Source organism: Amycolatopsis sp. NPDC104775, from assembly GCF_055583325.1.
Genome location: NZ_JBVJOE010000002.1, coordinates 1,120,416 through 1,139,308, shown reverse-complemented (window position 1 = coordinate 1,139,308; position 18,893 = coordinate 1,120,416). Strand labels below are relative to the sequence as shown.

Sequence of the window (18,893 nt, the reverse complement as noted above, 5' to 3'; positions counted from 1 at the left end):
GGCCGCGCTCAAAGCCACCGCGATCGGACGTCGCCCATTCGGCGGCAGCAACAACTGATGCCTGTCCGTAGCCTCGTCTCACTTGCAGTGATGACACCGCTTTGGGGGCTGGGTGTGGCGCGACGTATCGGTGGTGCAGGAGGTGGCTCAGATCCTGGCCCTGGCAGCGGCGCAGGTCGGCTTGTCGCCGCGGGTGCCGTCGCCCTCGCACTCGCCAGCGGAACCAGTGGAGTGCTGGGCGCAGGCGGGACGGCAACGGAAACCGGTGCGGCCGCCGACAGCTCACTGAATGCGAAGGATCTCGGCAAACGCACGAACGAAAGCAAGAAATCCGCACGATCCGGCAAAACTGACGAAGCGTTGCACCGTATGGGCATGCGGACGCTGAAGAAGACTTTGAAGCGAGATCTGAAATGCGTCGCAGCATCCACCGGCCAGGTACGCGACTTCTTCCTCCGCACCCCGTGCAAGTCGCTGGACCGGATACTTCTGGCCGTAGGCGACACCGCGGGGAATTCCGCAGTCATCTCCGTGGTGTGGACCAGTTTCGCGAACCGTGCTGACTCAAACGCTTTCGAAAAAGTCGAAGCGGTTCAAGGCAGTGGTGACATCACCCCGCTCGCCGGTGCGCTGCTCGGCCCCACCGGGGTCCACTTCACCGGCCACCACTATCAATCTCACCGCGACGGCACCAAGGTGGCCATCGCTGAAACGGAGACCATAGGAGGCCACGTTGACAATGATGTGCTCGATGCCCTGGCCGAGGTCGCGGTATGGCTGCCGAAACCGTAGCCGGCACGGCGAGAGGAACCCAGTTCTCCTGCCGACCGAAACCGTCTCACGACGCCTAGGTGCCGGTCGTCTGGCAACGCCGCAGCACCTTCATCCCCCCAGCCGCCGATGTCACCGCGCCGCAGACCGCGCTACTGGATCACCGGATAGGCGTCGGGAGCCGCCGGATATCAGTGGCGGTGCCGTCCCTCGGCGGCATAGGCTTCCCCGCGCGGGGAACAGCATGGAGTAGATCAGCGGCAGATCGCCCGGCTCAGGACCGGGAGGTCGCGGGTTCGAGTCCTGCCTCCATGTCGGTCCCTCCGCGCCTTGGAGTAGTTCAGCAGGCAGAACACCCGGCTTTTCTCCGGGAGGGCGCAGGTTCGAATCCTGCCTCCAAGTCTTGACCGCAGGGGGAATCCACATGGGACACACAGCGTCGCCGGGGTACGCGTACGGGCAGCTTGAGCGGGCGCTGCGCACCGCCGCGTCCGCGAAGGGCATGGTGGCGCGCCAGCGTGCGCGGGAGAAGGCGAACCGGTGGCGGGACGTCTTGGCCGGGATGGCCGACGGGTCCCTGCGGATCGGCTCGCGGGTCCCGGTCGCGGACACTCCGGCGTGGGTGACGCTCGAAGTCGCGCACGGCGGGTTCGCCACCGGCCGTTTCCTCGCGGAGGTCCCGCTTTCCCCCGCCGAGGCCGCTCTGTGTGCGGACGGGCCGGGCACGACCGAGCGCGAGCGGCTCAACCTCTGGTATCTCACCGACGCCGGGCTCGCCGCGCTGCGCGCCATGCTGGCCACCGAGTCCTACCGCATCGAGGTTCCGGAGGACGCCGCGTTGCCGGTCGTGGCGTGGTTGCTGGAGCACGGGCACGCCGAAGCCGCGCTCGATCTGGTCGCTGAGCTTCGTCCGCACCTGCATCGCCTGCGCCTGGCTCCGTTGCCCGGCGCGGCGCCGCGGCCGGCGGGTGCGCTGGTGCGGCTGAGCACAGTCGGTGAGGTCCGGGAATCGCTGCGGTCGGCGGCCACCCGGCCCGCGATCGCGGCGATGCTGGAGACGCTAAAGGTGTGGCATCCGTTGTTCGACCGGCTGGTCGCGCTGTGGTGCGACACCGTAGAGGGTGATCTGCCGCGGCTGTCCGGAACCGGCGTCACCGGCGGCTGGCCGTGCCGTACCTGGCCGCAGGATTGGGCACAGCGGCGCGCCCAGTGGCTCGCGGACTATGCGAGCGCGAGCGTCCGGCACACCGCGTCGGAAGCCCACACCCGCCCGAAGAGCAACTTCGCCCGGCTGCACCGCGCGTTGCTGTTGTGCGAGCACGACAGCACGGGACTGACCGGCCGGGACGTGGGCTGGATCCGTCGTGCCCTGGCGAACACGATCACCAAGCACGGCGAGCCGGGCTCGGAACCGCGGGCGGCGCTGCGATCGTTGCAGGCCTCGGTCGCCGCGCGGCCCACCCACGCCGAACTCGCGGCCGCGCTGGCCGAGCGGCTGGACCGCTTCCCGGCCGACGGCGGGATCCCGGCGATCGAGCCGGTCGTCGGGGACGCGCCGACGCACCTGGTCGCCAAGGTCGCCCGCGCGTTGGAGGCGCCGATCGAGGAACTGGTCGCGCGGGACGTGATCACCTCAGCGGACGTGCTCGCGACGGTTCTGCCGCAGATCACCGCGCAACTGCTGGCCGCGAACTTCGAAAACGAGCAGCTTTCGACGCTTTACGCCCAGACTTACGCTGCCTTCCGTCGTCGGCGAAGCTTGCTGCTGCTCGACTTGGAGCACCAGGTCCGCATCGAGGAACTGCCCTGGGTCAACGCGATCGATCTGTTGCGAGCGCGGCGTCCAGACGCCGCGCGGGCGGCACGCCAGACGTTGGCCCAGACGGTGTTGCTGGCGCTCAGCGCGTTCCCGCAGGCGATCTTGCCGAACACTCTGGTGCGCGAACTGGGCGCGCTGGCGAACCAGGCCGAGCTGCCGATGCCGCTGGTGGAGGAGGTCGCGGCCGACATCTTCATGGGAACGTTCACCGCTAAATGGCGCACGGCGGCGGAACTCGCCAGCCGCACGATGGCGGGCACGCTCTACGCCCGCTACTACGACCTGCCGGAAGCCTGGACTGCGGCACCACGCCCGCGCCCCTTCCGCGCATTCGCGAAGCGCACCGCCGACGACTTCGCCGACGTGTGCGTGGCCCGCGCCGCCGAAGCCTGGCCGGAGCGCAGGCCCGGTTCGGTGGCCGCGAACGGCACAGTGCTGGAGCAGAGCCAGATCCTCACGACGCAGAACCTGGCGGTCTTGGTGCACACGCTGGATTTGCGGAAACGGATCCGGGCGTCGGCGCCTGAGCTGGCCGCGGAATCGCTGACGTGGGTGGTCAGCCGGCTCGCGATCCGCACTGACCACCACCACGCGGCGCTGCAAGCGATCAAGAACGCGGCCTACGCCTGGCGGCAGGCGTTGTTCTTCCTGAGCTTCTGCGACACCGACACTCAGCGCGCGACCGTAAACCAGCTCGCCGAGCAGGTGGCCCGAGCGGGCCTGGCCGACCGGTTCACGCCAGCCGTCACCGGCTTGGCGCACGTGGTGGAAGGCGGCCAGTTCGACCCGGCTGGGCAGATGGACGGCGGAACAGGACGGCGTTTCCTCGGATGGACCACCGGCAGGCACTGGTGTCTTCCGGACTTCGCCGACCACACACGCCAAGCGTCTTTTGGGGCATGACCGGAGGCTTTTGGCTTGCTGCGGCACGTACTTACGGTTCCGGCTTGACCGTCAGTTCCCGCAGCCTGCGAGATACACCGGCCGGTAAGCGATTCAGGAGTTCTTTGCCATCGGCTGGTAGCTCTCCAGACCAATCATTGCCCGGTGGTGCGGCGTACCGAGCTGACCGGTCTGGACCAGAAGCCCAAAGCCGATCGCCGCGAGCGCGTCGACAATCAGACTGGCAGGAGCAGGAACCCACCGCAGGTTGAGGGCAAGGTAACCAGCGACGAGCAACCCGATCCACAAGCGGGTTTTCTCGTTGCGGTGCTGGTCGAAAACGATGGCCGTGACGGCGAGGACGAGCGGGGCCATCATGACGAACACGCGTTCGGTGTCGGTGGCCAGCAATCGTCCGGCTAGACAGCAGGCGAGCAGCCAGACGCTGGCGGTCAGCAGGTCGCTGTGCGAGCCGCCGCGACGGCAGTAGCGGTAGAGGCCGTAGGCGAAAATCAGCCAGAAGAAGTGGAATGTGGAAAAGATGCCGAGCGAGGTGCGTTGTCCTGCGGCCAGGGCGAAGCGAATGTTGTCCAGCAGGCTGATGTTGGCCTGGCCGGCGCCGAGACTGTAGTTTCCGCCGATCAGGTGCTCGGCCCACGCACGGTAGCCGAGATACACGCCGACGGCGAGGACGGTCGCGGCGGAGCCGAAAAGGACCTGACGGTCGCGCCAGGATCGTTGCCGGGTCCAGGCGAGAAGGGGGTAGAGCGGGGCCAGCAGCAGTGCCGTTTCCTTATTCACCGAACCGATGATCACGACAATCGTGAAAACGATCAGTTTGCCGCGGAACGCGAGCCAGAGCGCGATCACGTAGATCAGGTTGTTGAGCGGGTCGACGAGGTCGGCGTTGGAGAATACGTACGGCGCGTACCAGAACGTGCAGGACAGCGCGAGCGCCGTGAGCGCGGCGGTGAACAGCCGCAGGTGCAAATGGTTCCACAGGAATTCGAAGAAAACGAGGATCGCCGCGAAGGTCGCGGTGACGGTGAGGGTGAGCCAGAGCGCGTCGAGCGACAGCCCGCTGAACTGGTGGGCGCGGTGCACCAGCCAAGGGCTGAGCATCCGCAGCGCGAACGGGTTGTCGACTGGCGCGCCGGTCTGCACTGACATCCGGTAGTAGTTCAGGGCGTCGCCGTAGAGGCGCGTGTGCGAGTCCTTCTGGACGTCGGCGTGAGAGATGACGTTGACGAGCGTCATGGCGGCGAGTGCGAGGTAGACCCAGACTCGGCGCGACCACCGAGTTCGGTGGAGTCGGTCGGGTGTCTCGCTCATGACTCGCTTTCGTCAAGATCGGTCGATTCGGCCCGGCTCGCGGCGACGGGCTCTTGAGTAAAATCTACTTTACGATCTTCGAGGTCTGGCTTTGCATCGGGCGTCAAGCTGCCGCCGCAGTACCCCATCGCGGCCACACGAAGGTGGGTGCGGCACACCCACCCGTCGACCAGCAACCCCGCTTAGTGTGAATCCCGTGGAACACGACAACAAGTTCGGTGACTATCTACGGGCCCGCCGCCATCTGACGGCGCCGCGGGACGTCGGTCTGCCCGACGACTCCAGCAGGCGCGTGCCGGGCTTGCGGCGGGAGGAGGTCGCCCTGCTCGCTGGTGTCAGCACGGACTACTACATTCGCCTCGAACAGGGTCGGGAGCGGCATCCCTCCGAGCAGGTGCTCCAGGCGATCGCGCGGGCGCTGCGGCTCGACGAAGCCGCGGCCGGCCATCTGTTCCGGCTGGGTTTGCCCACGCCAGCACCGGCGACGAGCACGGTGACCGTCAGTGCCGAACTCCTGCGGCTGCTGAACAACCTGCACGACGTCCCGGCGTTCGTCGTGGGGCCAGCTCAGGACATCTTGGCCGCCAACTCGATGGCGGAAGCCCTCTACAGCGGATTCGCGCGCTTCGACAACCTGCTGCGGATGATCTTCCTCGATCCCTTCGCGCGGGAGTTCTACGGCAACTGGGACACCGCGGCCGAAACAGCCGTCGCCAATTTGCGGGACGTCTCGACCCGGTTCGCTGACGACGAGCGCGTCGAGCGGACGGTCGGCGAAATCAGCGTGCGCAGCCCCGCCTTCGCAACCCTCTGGGCCCGGTATGAGGTCCGCCCGCGCACCAAGGAGGACAAACACTTCCGCCACCCGCAGGTGGGCGAGCTGCATCTGCACTTCGAGGCGCTGGCGGTGACCAGTGCTCCCGGGCAGCACTTGTCCGTCTACAGCGCCGAACCCGGCAGCGCCAGCGCCGACGGCCTGCTCCTGCTGCGCAGGCTGGCCGACCAGGAGAACGACACGGAAATAGGAAACCTTTACCAGTGAACGAACTATCAGCCCACGCCGCCGGAAGCTTCGCTATCGCGGGCAAGAAGGTCGCCCGGCTCGGCTTCGGGGCCATGCGGCTCACTGGACTCGGCGTGTGGGGCGAACCCCGCGACCGTGCCGAGTGCGTGCGCGTGGTGCGCCGCGCGGTCGAGCTCGGTGTCCAGCTGATCGACACCGCCGATTCCTACGGGCCGCACGTCAGCGAGGACATCATCCGCGAAGCCATCCATCCCTACCCCGACGACGTGCTGATCGCGACCAAGGCCGGCCTCACCCGCAACGGGCCGGACGTAGTCGAAACCGAGCACGGCCTGGTGCGCTTGGGCCCCAAGGCCTGGCCGCCGCTGGGGCGCCCGGAATACCTGCGGCAGCAGGCGCTGCTGAGCCTGCGCCGCCTCGGCTTGGAGCGGATCGACCTGTTCCAGCTGCACCGGGTCGACCCGGAGGTGCCGCTGGAGGACCAGGTCGGCGAACTGAAAAACCTCCAGGACGAAGGCAAGATCGCCGCGATCGGCCTGTCCCAGGTGACGGTCGGCCAGATCGAGCGGGCCCGCCGGATCGCGGACATCGCGACCGTCCAGAACCGCTACAACCTCGCCGACCGCAGCTCGGCCGACGTGCTCGACTACTGCACCCGCGAGGGCATCGGCTTCATCCCGTGGGCACCGGTCGGAGCGGGTGCACTCGCCGAGCCGGGCGGGGCAGCGGACCAGATCGCCGCGGCCCACCGGAGCACCACCGGTCAGGTCGCGCTCGCCTGGTTGCTGGCCAAGTCCGAGGTCATGCTGCCCATCCCCGGCACGTCCAAGGTCGCGCACCTGGAGGACAACATCGCGGCGGCGACGCTGCGTTTGAGCCCTCAGGACGTCAATGACCTCACCAACGCGGCGTGAACGTGGCCGAGCGCATTCATCGAGAGGAACCTTCTGATGCTTTTGCCCGGTGACGAAGCCGGTCACGGACGAACGGTCGTGCTGCTGCACGCTCGTCCGACAGACCGCACCATGTGGAAGGCGCACCTGCCCTTGCTCGCCGCGGGTGGCGTCCGCGCGATAGCCCTGGATCTGCCGGGCCATGGTGCGGCGACCGCGCGCGACCAACACGAGGCGGCGCCATGGGCGGACGTCCTGGACACCCTCGACGATCTCGGGATCGACCGATTCGTGTTGGCGGGCAACTCCCTTGGCGCGCTGGTCTCGCTGCAGGTCGCTGTCACCGCACGCGATCGGGTCGAGGGCTTGGTGCTCATCGGATACCGCCCCCATGAGCAAAAACCCTCCGCGCGGCTGCAAACAGCTTGGGACCGCGAAAAAGCGGCATTGGCGAGCGGCGATCTCGACGCGGCCGTGCAGGCCGGAATCGAAGCGTGGACGGCCGACAACGCCTCCCCCGAAGTGAAAGCGCACGCGGCCCGCATGATGCGCGACCAACTGGAAGCTCAGCTCGCCCACGGCGAAATACCCCAGGCGGAGGACCCGCTCGCCCAGGACCCGGCAGCGCTGCACGGATTGTCCATCCCGGCGATGGTGGGGGTCGGCGAGCACGACATGCCGGACTTTTTCCAGGGAGGCAACGCATTGGCCCACGACCTCCGCACGAGCGGCCTCGTCGTCATCCCCGGCGCCGGGCATCTCGCCCCACTGGAGCAGCCCGCCGCGGTCAGCGAACTCATCCTGGACTTCGCCGCCGCGCTCCCCCGCGAATACAGCCCGAACGCTGGCTGAAGGCGTCCCATCCGATTTCCGCGCCCTCCTGCGCATTCGCGGTCGAACGCGAAATAAAGGTGAGATCCGACAAAATTCGCAGTCACGCAGCGAAGCCGCCAGTCCTGGCCCGAATGCCTGTTCCAGCCATTCGGACTAGGGAGCCGTCACGCTCACGGCAAGTGCGCGCCTCCGCTTCGGGCAGGCGGTAGAGCTGCGTGCGGTTAGTGAGGCATGAACCATCGGCTGAGCCGGGGAAACGTTTGCCAACAAGGGAGCATGTCTGCGAGAGTGGTAACTCGGTCGGCGGTGGCCGGCTCGGGCATCCTGGGGGAAAAGATGTCGGAATCAGTGTCGCTTGACGCGTTGGTGCTCGCCGACTCGCCGCGGCTGGACGGGGAGGATCCGAAGCACGTCGAATTGCTCGCGGGCACGGGTGCGCGCCTGCCGCCGGTTCTGGTGCACCGGCCCACTATGCGAGTGATCGACGGGGCGCATCGGGTGCACGCGGCCCGCCTGCGCGGAGATACGGAAATCTCGGTTACTTACTTTGACGGCACGGATTTCGAAGCATTCGTGCAGTCTGTGCAGTCGAATGTGCAGCATGGCCTCCCGCTGAGCCGAGCGGATCGCGAGGCGGCGGTCGTGCGGATCCTGCGGACGCGGGCGACGTGGTCGGATCGGGCGATCGCCGAGGTGGCGGGATTGAGCGCGCCGACGGTGGCGGCGATCCGGAGCCGTGCGACTGCGAATTCCGCACAGTCGCACGCCCGGATCGGCAAAGACGGCAGGATCCGGCCGTTGTCCACCGCGGAAGGGCGGCGGGCGGCCGCCAAGATCATCGCGGAACGGCCGGACGCCCCGTTGCGCGAGATCGCGAGCAAGGCCGGGATTTCGACGGGGACGGCCCGCGACGTCCGCGACCGGCTGCGGCGCGGCGACGATCCGGTGCCCGCGAAGTACGCGAAAAACAAGATCGCCCCGGAGCCGCTTCGGCACGGCCCAGCCGGCCCGGACCTGCAGGGCCTCCGCAAGGATCCCGCACTGCGGTTCAATGCCGTCGCGCGGACATTGCTGCAGTGGCTCAGCATCTGTGAAATCAACGACGACCAGCGACACAATCTCATTCAAGGTGTCCCGGAATACCGTCGCGACAACTTCGCCGAACTCGCCCTGGTGTGCGCCGAACGGTGGAAAGATCTCGCCATGGAGCTCAAGCAGCCGAAACGCAATGCCGGGTAGCGAAGCGGCGAAAATATTCGCCCCAGCAACACTATAATCCATTCCGGACAGAGTTTCCCTTTTCCCCATGAGAAGATGATTCCACAATGGACTTCTGCCGTCGTCCGCACGGCAGCAGGAGTCCATAATGGACTATCCAGAAAACACTGAGACGAACTCACGTGTCAACGCGACCTATTGCCGTTGATCTTCGAGATGGGCTAGGTTTTACAGCTATGATCTTCCTAGGTCTGCCGAAAGTCCCCACCATGCCCATCGCATCTTCCCCGGCGGCCCGGCGATGACCCCGGCGGTTTCCCCTTCACCCGGGTACGAGGTTTTCGCCCTGCGCTACGCCTCGCACTACGGCCGCACGAGCTCCGCCAACTTTCTCGGCGCGGATCCGCTCCACCAGTCGGAAATGCCGCTCGACTTCTTTGTCTGGCTTATTCGCGGACAAGGACGCACAGTGCTGGTCGACACCGGTTTCACGCCGGAGACCGCGGTCCGGCGCGGGCGGCACTACCACGCGCATCCGGTCGAACTGCTGGGGCGCCTGGGGGTCGCCGCGCAGGACGTCAGCGACGTGATCGTGACTCACATGCATTACGACCACGCGGGGAACATCGCCGCGTTCCCGGCCGCGCGAATTCACTTGCAAACGACCGAGATGCAGTATTGCACCGGGCACAGCATGCGGCATCCGGAATTGCGGAAGAACTACGAGGCCGCGGACGTGTCCGCCGCCGTGCAGAGCTTGTACGAGGGCCGGGTGCACTTCGTCGACGGAGACGAAGAGATCGCGCCGGGCATCTCGGTGCACCTGTGCGGCGGCCACACCAAAGGCCTGCAGTTCGTCACCGTCGCCACCGAGCGCGGGGAGATCATCCTCGCCAGCGATGCCGCGCACTATTACGAGAATCTTCGCCGGAACGTGCCCTTCCCGAGCTTCGTCGACATCGCGGAGTATCTCGACGGCTTCGCGCGGATCACCGAGCGGGCGAAAGACCTCGGCCACATCATCCCGGGGCACGATCCGCTGGCCCTGACCGCATTCCCCCGCTCTGAGTTCAGCCAGGACATCTCGTTGGTGCACCGCGATCCGGTCAGCAGCCTGGCTTTCGAGGATTCGCGTGCGGACGCGGCCAATGTCTAGCTTCCGGCTCGCCGTCGTCGGCGGCGGTCCCCGGGCGCTGAGCATCCTCGAACGACTTGTGGAGCACCGGAAACGGCTGCCGTCCCCCACCAGCCTCGAGGTGCTGGTGATCGATCCCGGAAACCTCGGCGAGGGAAGCCATCCCACGAATCAGCCCAGCCATCTTTTGATCAACACCCTCGCGTCCCAGGTCACCATGCGCCCGCCGCTGAGTTCCGTCGGGGACGACAGCACGCCATCGGTGCTCGACTGGGCTGCGGAACGGCGCCACCGCCAGCAGGCGGGAGGCCAGGATTCCGAAGAGCCGCCGTTGACGGAGCGAAGCCACCTCTCTCGCGTCGTCCTTGGCGAATACCTGGCCGCTTTCGGCCACCAGGTCGTCTCCGCGCTGCCCCGCAACATGCGTGTCCTGCACGTGCGCGCACGGGCGATTGACGTGCGATTCGAGAATGATCTGTACGCGATTGTCCTCGACGACGGGCAGACCATCTTCGCGCACTATTCCGTGCTGGCCATGGGACACGGTTTCCGTGCGCAGACAGACGAGGATCGACGGCTGGCAGCCTTCGCGCAGGACAACAGCGCCGCGAATCCGCGTCTCGCCTACTTCGCGTCGCCCTACCCCATTAGTAAGCTGGACGCGATCAGCAGTGACGCGCGAGTAGCGATCCAAGGCCTCGGTCTTACTGCTCACGACGTGGTTTCAGCGCTTACCCTCGGTCGTGGCGGCAAGTATCAGACCGAACAGGGAAAGCTGGTCTACCAGGCTTCCGGACGCGAGCCCCGGCTTTGGCTCTGCTCCCGGCAGGCGCTGCCTTTCGCGGCCCGTGGTATCAACCAGAAGGGACGGACGGGACGCCACGTTTGCCAGTTCTTCACTCCGCAAGCCGTGGCTCGGCTGCGCGCCCGCGCCGCGGCACTCGGCGACGCGCGGATCGACTTCACCGCCGATCTCCTGCCGCTGCTCCTCACTGAAATGGCCTACGCCTATCGCACCGCGGAAAGCGGTCAGCCCGTCGACGTCACCGGCTTCACGGCGACACCAGAGGAAATCCGGTTGATCCGGCAGATTCTGTGGCCGCTGGAGGACCAGAGTTTCCGTTCGCCATCGGAGTTTCGCCGCTGGTTCCTGGAACTCATGACCGACGATCTCGGCGAAGCGTATCGCGGCAACTGCACCAGCGGGGTCAAGGCCGCGACGGACGTCTTGCGGGATGCTCGTGAGGCGTTCCGCGCGGCGGTGGAGTACGGCGGCTTGACCCCGGCCTCGCATCGCTATTTCGTCGAGCGATTCGATCCGATCGTAAACCGGGTCGCGTTTGGCCCGCCGTTGCGCCGCAACGAAGAATGGCTGGCCCTGTTCGAAGCCGGGATCCTCGAGGTCGCCGGTGGAGCGGCCAGCAGGATCGAGACGCCCGGCGACGAGCCCAGCTATCGGATCTCGCTGGATTTCCCCGACGGCCCGGTATCCGTCCCGGCCGACGTGGTCGTCGCCGCGAGGCTCGACAAGTACTCGCCGTGCACCGACTCTTCCCCGCTGTCGGCGAACCTCCTGCGGCGCGGCCTGGTCAGGCCGTTCCGGAACGGCGATTACCATCCGTCCGGGATCGACATCGACGAGGACCTGCGGGTGAAAAAGGCCGACGGCCGGGTTCATCCCGGGCTGTGGGCCCTCGGGTTCGTGGTCGAAGGGCCGCACTTCTACACCCATGCCCTGCCCCGTCCGGGAATCGCGTCGAGACAAACGGCCGATGCTGAACGGATCGTGCTCGGGATTTTCGACGACATCGCCACCACTGACCCCGCGCGCTCGACGGCTGCGCCTGATATTCGTTCGGAGGCAGTCCGATGACCAGCGACAACTACATCGCCGAACTCACCTTTCCGGAGTATCTGCGGGAAATCCGCGAAAAGCATCCCGACCTGCACGAGCTGCTCGACCCCGAGCGCATCGAGGGCGCCGCGATCGAGGACTACCTCAAGGAACTGAACGCGTTGTCCTGGGAGTTCGAAAGCCAGGACACCGGGGGCCGCGGGCAGGCTTGGAGCCAAGCGCAGAACAGCTCGAACAGCCGGAGCACCGGCATGAAGAGCCTCCTGGAACAGTTCTCTCCGGAAACGCCCGGCTCCGCACTTCGGGTGCTCGACGTCCTTGGCGGCAGCGGCACGGTCGCGCGGCTGGCGGCGACCCTCGGAAGCAATACGCCCACGGTATTCACCGCTGACATCTCGAACCTGATGATCAGCTCGTGCCGCGCGCACGGCCTTCCCTATATTCGCCAGTCCGCGGCGAAAAGCTTGTTTCGCAACGACTCGCTGGACGGCGTGCTCATCGGCTACGGCACGCAGCTTCTGAGTCCGGAGGTCCGGCGGCTGGCCGTCGCAGAAGCACACCGCACGCTCAAGCCCGGAGCCCGGCTCGTGCTGCACGCGTTCGAGGCCGGCCAACCCGCGGCGCTGTTCTTCGACGAGGTCGTGCATCCGTATTCGCGCACGGGCCACCCCCACGAACATCTCACCCGCGAAGAGATCCGCGGTCTTTTCGCCGACGCGGGATTTCCCGAGGTGAGAATGCAGGAAATGAACGACCCGTATAGACTGGAGGGGCAGACGGCTGGGGAAGCGAAACGCAACGCGCTGATGCATTTGTCCACCGCATACGACCTCTGCAAAATCTCCGGATCGCCGCAGGACATCGTGGCGAGCCTGGAACCTCTCGTCGAGAAAACGCTCGGACCGGTCTCGGTCCGGCGCGAACAAGAGCACTACGTCGCGGAAGTCCCGCGGACCGCGCTGGCCGCGATCGGGGTCAAGAGGTAGTGCCCACGCAGTGACTGACCAGGCAACGCAGGAAATCCGCCCTAGGAGGAGCAGCATGGGAGACGTCGCAGCAACCAACGAACCGGCCGTCGGGACGGCGTCCGGCGCGGTACACGTCCAGGGAGGCATCAAGCGGACGCTTCTGGAGAAGACCGAGTTCCCCGACGGCTACGTCCTCAACACGAGCGTCATCGAGGTCCCGGCCGGCACGAGCGCGTCCCCGCACACCCACCCCGGCATCGAAACCGGCTACGTGATCGGCGGCGAGTTCTACTTGTGCGTCGAAGGCCAGCCTGATCAGCACCACGTGGTGGGCAGTTCCTACACGGTTCCGGCCGACGCCGTGCATTACGCGCGGGTCCCCGGCCCCGACCCGTTGAAGGTGCTGTGCTTCTTCGTCGTGAACAACGAGAAGCCGCTCGCTACAGTGGAACGGGCTGCTCCGTAGCGAAGGCGAGCCAGCAGGCTCCCGCTTGGACCGGGCCGCGGACGAGTCCGCGTCCAAGAGGGAGTCTGCGGGCTTTGCCGGCGAGCGGTAACGTTCGCCGGGCTCGCGGAGCCGAGCTTGCCGGTGTTCCTTTCCGACCGCGTCTCGAGGTAATTGGCCGTGACAGCAGAGTTGCCCCCGAAAGCTGACGACAGCAGCAGGCGAAGGTGGAGGGAGGTCGTCACGGCGCTGGGGTTGTCCGGCGGCGCGGCGGTCGCCTTGGGGCTCTCCCGGTTTTCCTACGGCCTGCTGCTGCCGCCGATGCGCACGGACCTGGGATGGAGCTACGTCGAAGCCGGCGCGATGAACACGGCGAACGGCGCGGGCTACGTGGTGGGGGCACTCGTCGCGGCCTGGATCGCTTACCGCTGGGGAATGGCTCGTACGTTTCTTCTAGGTTTCGCCGTAAGTGTCCTAATTCTGCTGGTTACCGCGGCGACCACGAATGTGTTCCTGCTGATGGCGCTGCGGACTGTCGGAGGCGCTTCGACGGCTCTGACTTTTATCCTAGGAGCCGGATTGGCGTCGGCGATCTGCCCGGCACAGGATCCGCGCCGGCGCGGCACGCTGGTCGGTCTTTATGTCGCGGGCGTCGGTGTCGGCATTCTCGTGTCGGGCGTGGCCATTCCGATCGTTCTGGACGGCGGTGCGCGGCAGTGGCCGGCGGGATGGATTGTTCTCGGCGTCATCGGCGCGGTGTGCCTGCCGGGGGCTTGGTGGGCCGCCCGCAGCGTGCGCGAGCCGGCGGGCGGGCGCGTCGCTTTGCTGAAAGGCCGGGAATTCCGCCAGATCCTGCCCACCTTCATCGGGTACGGGCTGTTCGGCGCCGGTTATGTCGGCTACATGACGTTCATCATCGCGCTGTTGCAGGCGCAGGGGCGCAGCAGCGGGCAGGTGATCTGGTTCTGGTCCGTGCTGGGGCTCGTGTCGGCCGTGGCGACTTTGCTGTGGGGAAAGGTGCTGGGAGCGCTCCGGGAGGCCCGGGGGCCGTCCATGGTGTTCGCGACGGTCATGCTGGGGACGTTGCCGGTGCTGCTCTTCCCGTCGAGCGCGGCGGCGATGTTCGTGTCCGCGATTCTTTTCGGGGGCAGCTTCCTGGCCGGGCCGACCGCGATCACCATCGTGGCCCAGCGGCAGCTTCCGGTTTCGTCGTGGACGGCTGCCATCGCGTTGCTGACGGTTTCCTTCGCGTTCGGGCAGGCCGTCTCCCCCATGCTGGCGGGGGCGATCTCCGACGCCACCGGAAACATTTCCGCCGGATTCTGGGTGTCGCCGGTGATGCTGGCGGCGGCCGCGGGCGTGAATCTGCTGCAGCGTCCGGCCGCGGAGCGGCTGATCCAATCCTACGATGAGCACAGCGGTCAGCCCTCGTGACCACCAGCCCGGGAGGAACGGCATGCCCTACGAATATCTGCTGATCAGCGAGCACGGCGAAGGCTCGCTGAAAACCGGCGTGATCCAGCTCAACCGGCCGAAGCAGATGAATGCCCTCAACGACCAGGTCATGGACGAACTGAGCGCGGCACTGCTCGCCTTCGACCAGGACGAGAGCATCGGGTGCCTGGTGCTGACCGGAACCGAAAAAGCTTTTGCCGCGGGGGCCGACATCGCGGCGATGAAGGACTACGACTTCATGGAGGCCTACACAACCAACTTCATCTCGCGCAACTGGGAAACGCTGCGCCAGGTACGCAAGCCCGTCATCGCCGCGGTGGCCGGGTACGCACTCGGCGGAGGCTGCGAGGTGGCGATGATGGCCGATTTCATCATCGCCGCCGACACCGCCAAGTTCGGCCAGCCCGAGATCACCGTCGGCGTGGTTCCCGGAGCGGGCGGGACGCAGCGGCTTCCGCGTGCGGTCGGCAAGGCCAAGGCGATGGACATGGTGCTGACCGGCCGGATGATGGACGCCGCCGAGGCCGAGCGCGCCGGGCTGGTGTCGCGGGTGGTGGCCGCCGACGACCTGATGCGGGAAGCGCTCGCCGCCGCCGAAACCATTTGCGGCCTCGGCATGTCCACTGTGATGCTGGCGAAAGAATGCGTGAACCGGGCGTTCGAAAGCCCGCTGTCCGAAGGGCTGGCCTACGAGCGGCGCACCTTCCACGCGGTGTTCGGCACGGAAAACCAGCGCGAGGGCATGGACGCTTTCCTCGCCAAACGCACACCGCAGTTCAAGAACCGCTGATCTCGGCCGTGAGGAGTCCGATGGTGGCGTGATCAGCCGAGTGACCAGCAGTGCCGTTTCCGGGGCGGATGCCCGCCCTGGAAACGGAAATCGACGCTGAGCCGGTCGTCCGGGCTCGGCTGAATGGGGGAGGCGACCCTTTCGGGTGGCCGAAATAGGTGGCGTCTGGCCATAACAGCAGCGCGCGGAGTCCTCTGGGGCAGTTTCGGGCTCTTTTCTGGCGGGCCGCTCTTTCGCGATGGCTTCTCGACGCCCTTTTCTCGAGGAGGAACACGACGATCATGAACGCTGCGCAGCGAAGACGTCCTCACCACCCCGACCCGCTGGCGCCGCCCTCCGCGGCGCGGCGCCTGGCCAGGATTGACGAGGGCTTCGCGGCCTTCACCAGCGGAATGGAGGCGCGCACGTGACTTTGCTGGATACCGCCCAGACCACCCCCGTGGGCCGCGGCTTCCGTGCCTACAGCGCGAGACACCTCGATAAGCTGACCGCCCGCGCAGGATTGTCGCCCGACGAGCGGCTGGCGGTGCGGGCCGTCGCGGAAGTCCTGCCGTTCCGGACCAACAACTACGTGGTCGACGAGCTGATCGACTGGTCGGCGGCCCCGGACGACCCGATCTACCGGCTGATGTTCCCGCAGAAGGACATGCTGCCGGAGGAGGACGTCGCCCGCATCGCCGATCTGCTGCGCCGCGACGCGCCGCCCCAGGAGGTCCAGCAGGCCGCGCACCGGGTGCGGGTGCGGCTGAACCCGCACCCGGCGGGCCAGATGCAGCTCAACCGGCCTGTCCTGGACGGACACGTGCTGGAGGGCTTGCAGCACAAATACCGCGAGACGGTGCTGTTCTTCCCCCGCCAGGGGCAGACCTGCCACGCCTATTGCAGTTACTGCTTCCGCTGGCCGCAGTTCGTCGGCGAACCCGGCCTGCGGATGGCCGCCGACGGCGGCGTCCAGGAACTCGTCGACTACCTGCGCGCCCATCCCGAGGTCACCAACGTGCTGATCACCGGCGGCGACGCGATGATCATGAGCGCCGCGGTGCTGCGCCAGCACGTGGAACCCCTGCTCGAACTCGACCAGCTCGAGTCGATCCGGGTGGGCACCAAGGCATTGGCGTTCTGGCCGCGCAAGTTCGTGACCGACCCGGATGCCGCGGATCTGCTCGCGCTGTTCGAGAAGGTCGTCCGCTCGGGCAAGAACCTGGCCCTGATGGCGCACTTCTCCCATCCGCGAGAGCTCGAAACCCCGATCGTCGAGCAGGCGATCGCCGCGATCCGGGACACCGGGGCCGTCATCCGCACCCAGGCGCCGCTGATCCGCGGCATCAACGACTCGGCGCAGGCGTGGGAATCGATGTGGCGGCGGCAGGTGCGCCTGGGCATGGTCCCGTACTACATGTTCGTGGAGCGCGACACCGGCCCCGCGGACTACTTCGCGGTGCCGCTCGCGCGGGCGCACGAGATCTTCCGCGACGCCTACGCCGCGGTTTCCGGCCTGGCGCGGACCGTGCGGGGACCCTCCATGTCGACGACGGCGGGCAAGGTGTGCGTGGACGGGGTGGCCGAGCTGGCGGGGCGCCAGGTTTTCGCGCTGCATTTGATCCAGGCCCGCGATCCCGGCCTGGTCGGCAAGCCCTTCTACGCCGAATACGACCCTGCCGCGGTCTGGCTGAGCGATCTCAAACCCGCCTTCAGCGACCGGTTCCCCTTCGAGTAATGCTCTCCTCCCGGAGCGTCTGCCTGCCAGTAGCGCTCCGGGTAGGGGTAGCACTACCGGAAAACGGAGGTCAGGGACAACGACACGGGCAGTCGCGCCCCGCCATCCTTGGTGCCAGCAACGACCGTTGCTTTCCACCGATTTCGCAGGAGTTGCCCGTGCTCGCACAGGGATGGCAGAAGGTTCTCTCGGCGGCGGCCGCCGGCGTTCTGACGTTCAACGTCCTGGCCGCACCTGCCGCGTCCGCCGCCGGCCGGGACGACACGCCCTTGCGGCAGGCGATCGGCCGAGTCGTCGCCAGCGGAGTCGCGGGAGTCCAGGCGCGGACGCACGACAGCCGGGGCGACTGGGCCGCCAGCGCCGGAGTCCGCGCGCTGGGCAGCGGCCAGCCGGTCTCGACCGACGGCAGGTTCCGGATCGGCAGCGTCACGAAAACCTTTGTGGCCACGGTGATCCTGCAGCTGGCCGGGGAAGGCAAGGTCGGGCTCGACACCCCCGTGAACCACTACCTGCCGGGTCTGCTGCCCGGCGGGAACCGGATCACCGTGCGCATGATCCTGCAGCACACGAGCGGGCTGTACAGCTACTCCGACGATCTGCCGTTCGGGGAAGGCGCCACCCAGATCACGCGCGGCTTCCCCGCAATCCGGTTCCGGCACTTCGCTCCCGAGCAGCTCGTCGCCATGGCCGTGGCGAAGCCGCTGCTGTTCGAGCCGGGGAAAGACTGGTCGTATTCCGACACCAATTACCTCGTGGCCGGTCTGCTCATCAAGAAAATCACGGGCCGCTCCTGGGGCACCGAGGTGACCAACCGGATCATCCGGCCGCTGGGCCTGCACGCCACCAGTGAACCCGGCGACAGCGCGACCCTGCCGTGGCCGTACGCGCGCGGATACGCCCGGCTCGACGGCAAAGCCGTCGACGTGACCGAAATGAACCCCACCGTGGCGGGTGCCGCCGGGTCGATGATCTCCACCACCGCCGACCTGGACGAGTTCTTCCGCGCCCTGCTCGGCGGACGGCTGCTCTTGCCCGCCCAGCTGGCCGAGATGCTCACGCCCCGCGAAACGAACCTCGGAATCCGTTACGGCTTGGGCATCATGAGCGCCACCTTGCCGTGCGGAACCACGGTCTGGGGCCACACCGGCGGCATCCCCGGATACGCGACCCACGCCTTCGCCAGCGCCGATGGCAGCCGTCAGGGCGCGTTCTCGGTCACCACCGACAAGAACCCGGCGCATGGCACGGAAAGCGGGATTCTGACCGCGATGTTCTGCCCGTGACCCGGCAGCGCGGCGCGTTCCGGTCCAGGGTCTCAATTGCCGAAGCGGCGACGGAAATCAGCGGACAAAGTCTCGCCCGCCGCGTCGACCAGCCGGACCATGATCGGATGCAGCACGACCCGGCTGATCGCCCCGGCGAGCGCTGGAATGTGCAGGGCGAACCACTCCCGGACCCGTTGCATGGCAGTCAGATCCGGGGTGTCCGCGGTGATCGCCTCTTCGAGGTCGTCGAGCTGGTCACCGCCGGTCCCGGCAAGGTCGGCGGGCAGTGCCGCGCGGATCTCGCCCAGCAGCGCGAGAAGGGTCTCCAGCTCGGCTCGGCCGACCGGATCGACGGTGCGGCGGTCGCCGGAGGTGGTGACGTTGTCGTTGCCGAACACCACCTGGCCGGCGAGATCGCCTCCGACGTGGATGGTGATCCGGTCCTGTCCTGGTTCGGTCATCAGGTCTGGCCTTTCCTTGCGCGAGGGGG

General features: G+C 67.1%; 16 protein-coding genes and 2 tRNA genes. 16 read left to right on the top strand and 2 right to left on the bottom strand.

The features are described from left to right. Positions 1-231: 231 nt before the first annotated feature. The 4 genes from ACZ63D_RS13950 (at position 232) to ACZ63D_RS13935 (ending at position 3,493) form a co-directional block, all read left to right on the top strand. On the top strand, positions 232-792 hold the full coding sequence (locus ACZ63D_RS13950) for a hypothetical protein (protein ID WP_465354661.1): 561 nt from the start codon (positions 232-234) through the stop codon (positions 790-792). 222 nt (positions 793-1,014) lie between these two features. Then, a tRNA-Leu gene (locus ACZ63D_RS13945) sits at positions 1,015-1,086 on the top strand. 14 nt (positions 1,087-1,100) lie between these two features. Continuing rightward, positions 1,101-1,173, top strand: a tRNA-Lys gene (locus ACZ63D_RS13940). Between the two features lie 22 nt (positions 1,174-1,195). After that, positions 1,196-3,493: a hypothetical protein gene (locus ACZ63D_RS13935; RefSeq protein ID WP_465354660.1), complete on the top strand. Its 2,298-nt coding sequence runs from the start codon at positions 1,196-1,198 to the stop codon at positions 3,491-3,493. A gap of 93 nt (positions 3,494-3,586) precedes the next feature. Here ACZ63D_RS13935 and ACZ63D_RS13930 read toward each other — a convergent pair whose 3' ends face one another. Next, on the bottom strand, positions 3,587-4,729 hold the full coding sequence (locus ACZ63D_RS13930; protein ID WP_465354659.1) for a hypothetical protein: 1,143 nt from the start codon (positions 4,727-4,729) through the stop codon (positions 3,587-3,589). Positions 4,730-5,000: 271 nt separating this feature from the next. On the opposite strand from ACZ63D_RS13930, the gene ACZ63D_RS13925 reads away from it, so the two are divergent. From ACZ63D_RS13925 to ACZ63D_RS13870, 12 genes are all read left to right on the top strand, one after another. Then, complete coding sequence (locus ACZ63D_RS13925; RefSeq protein ID WP_465354658.1) at positions 5,001-5,846, top strand: helix-turn-helix domain-containing protein; 846 nt, start codon at positions 5,001-5,003, stop codon at positions 5,844-5,846. Continuing rightward, a complete protein-coding gene (locus tag ACZ63D_RS13920; RefSeq protein ID WP_465354657.1) occupies positions 5,843-6,742 on the top strand; it encodes an aldo/keto reductase in 900 nt (299 codons plus the stop codon). Before ACZ63D_RS13925 ends, ACZ63D_RS13920 begins: the two co-directional genes overlap by 4 nt. 36 nt (positions 6,743-6,778) lie before the next feature. Next, complete coding sequence (locus ACZ63D_RS13915) at positions 6,779-7,573, top strand: alpha/beta fold hydrolase (RefSeq protein ID WP_465354656.1); 795 nt, start codon at positions 6,779-6,781, stop codon at positions 7,571-7,573. Between the two features lie 318 nt (positions 7,574-7,891). Continuing rightward, on the top strand, positions 7,892-8,794 hold the full coding sequence (locus tag ACZ63D_RS13910; RefSeq protein ID WP_465354655.1) for a ParB/RepB/Spo0J family partition protein: 903 nt from the start codon (positions 7,892-7,894) through the stop codon (positions 8,792-8,794). A gap of 280 nt (positions 8,795-9,074) precedes the next feature. Then, positions 9,075-9,929 carry an N-acyl homoserine lactonase family protein gene (locus ACZ63D_RS13905; protein WP_465354654.1) on the top strand — a complete coding sequence of 285 codons (855 nt, stop codon included), beginning with the start codon at positions 9,075-9,077 and terminating at the stop codon, positions 9,927-9,929. Next, complete coding sequence (locus ACZ63D_RS13900; RefSeq protein ID WP_465354653.1) at positions 9,922-11,781, top strand: FAD/NAD(P)-binding protein; 1,860 nt, start codon at positions 9,922-9,924, stop codon at positions 11,779-11,781. The genes ACZ63D_RS13905 and ACZ63D_RS13900 overlap by 8 nt, the downstream gene beginning before the upstream one ends. Next, on the top strand, positions 11,778-12,749 hold the full coding sequence (locus ACZ63D_RS13895; RefSeq protein ID WP_465354652.1) for a class I SAM-dependent methyltransferase: 972 nt from the start codon (positions 11,778-11,780) through the stop codon (positions 12,747-12,749). Before ACZ63D_RS13900 ends, ACZ63D_RS13895 begins: the two co-directional genes overlap by 4 nt. A gap of 55 nt (positions 12,750-12,804) precedes the next feature. After that, entirely contained in the window at positions 12,805-13,197 is a 393-nt protein-coding gene (locus ACZ63D_RS13890; RefSeq protein WP_465354651.1) for a cupin domain-containing protein, read from the top strand. 159 nt (positions 13,198-13,356) lie between these two features. Next, entirely contained in the window at positions 13,357-14,610 is a 1,254-nt protein-coding gene (locus ACZ63D_RS13885; protein ID WP_465354650.1) for a YbfB/YjiJ family MFS transporter, read from the top strand. Between the two features lie 22 nt (positions 14,611-14,632). Beyond that, a complete protein-coding gene (locus ACZ63D_RS13880) occupies positions 14,633-15,421 on the top strand; it encodes an enoyl-CoA hydratase (RefSeq protein WP_465354649.1) in 789 nt (262 codons plus the stop codon). A gap of 406 nt (positions 15,422-15,827) precedes the next feature. Further along, on the top strand, positions 15,828-17,138 hold the full coding sequence (locus ACZ63D_RS13875; protein WP_465354648.1) for a KamA family radical SAM protein: 1,311 nt from the start codon (positions 15,828-15,830) through the stop codon (positions 17,136-17,138). 158 nt (positions 17,139-17,296) lie between these two features. After that, positions 17,297-18,421, top strand: a complete 1,125-nt coding sequence (locus tag ACZ63D_RS13870; protein ID WP_465354647.1) for a serine hydrolase domain-containing protein — start codon at positions 17,297-17,299, stop codon at positions 18,419-18,421. Positions 18,422-18,453: 32 nt separating this feature from the next. Here ACZ63D_RS13870 and ACZ63D_RS13865 read toward each other — a convergent pair whose 3' ends face one another. Continuing rightward, a complete protein-coding gene (locus ACZ63D_RS13865; protein ID WP_465354646.1) occupies positions 18,454-18,864 on the bottom strand; it encodes a hypothetical protein in 411 nt (136 codons plus the stop codon). Positions 18,865-18,893 lie beyond the last annotated feature (29 nt).

Coding starts and splice junctions, on each gene's coding strand:
- ACZ63D_RS13935 (WP_465354660.1), top strand. CDS start 1,196: ATGGGACACACAGCGTCGCCGGGGTACGCGTACGGGCAGCTTGAGCGG.
- ACZ63D_RS13930 (WP_465354659.1), bottom strand. CDS start 4,729: ATGACGCTCGTCAACGTCATCTCTCACGCCGACGTCCAGAAGGACTCG.
- ACZ63D_RS13915 (WP_465354656.1), top strand. CDS start 6,779: ATGCTTTTGCCCGGTGACGAAGCCGGTCACGGACGAACGGTCGTGCTG.
- ACZ63D_RS13910 (WP_465354655.1), top strand. CDS start 7,892: ATGTCGGAATCAGTGTCGCTTGACGCGTTGGTGCTCGCCGACTCGCCG.
- ACZ63D_RS13905 (WP_465354654.1), top strand. CDS start 9,075: ATGACCCCGGCGGTTTCCCCTTCACCCGGGTACGAGGTTTTCGCCCTG.
- ACZ63D_RS13900 (WP_465354653.1), top strand. CDS start 9,922: ATGTCTAGCTTCCGGCTCGCCGTCGTCGGCGGCGGTCCCCGGGCGCTG.
- ACZ63D_RS13895 (WP_465354652.1), top strand. CDS start 11,778: ATGACCAGCGACAACTACATCGCCGAACTCACCTTTCCGGAGTATCTG.
- ACZ63D_RS13890 (WP_465354651.1), top strand. CDS start 12,805: ATGGGAGACGTCGCAGCAACCAACGAACCGGCCGTCGGGACGGCGTCC.
- ACZ63D_RS13880 (WP_465354649.1), top strand. CDS start 14,633: ATGCCCTACGAATATCTGCTGATCAGCGAGCACGGCGAAGGCTCGCTG.
- ACZ63D_RS13865 (WP_465354646.1), bottom strand. CDS start 18,864: ATGACCGAACCAGGACAGGACCGGATCACCATCCACGTCGGAGGCGAT.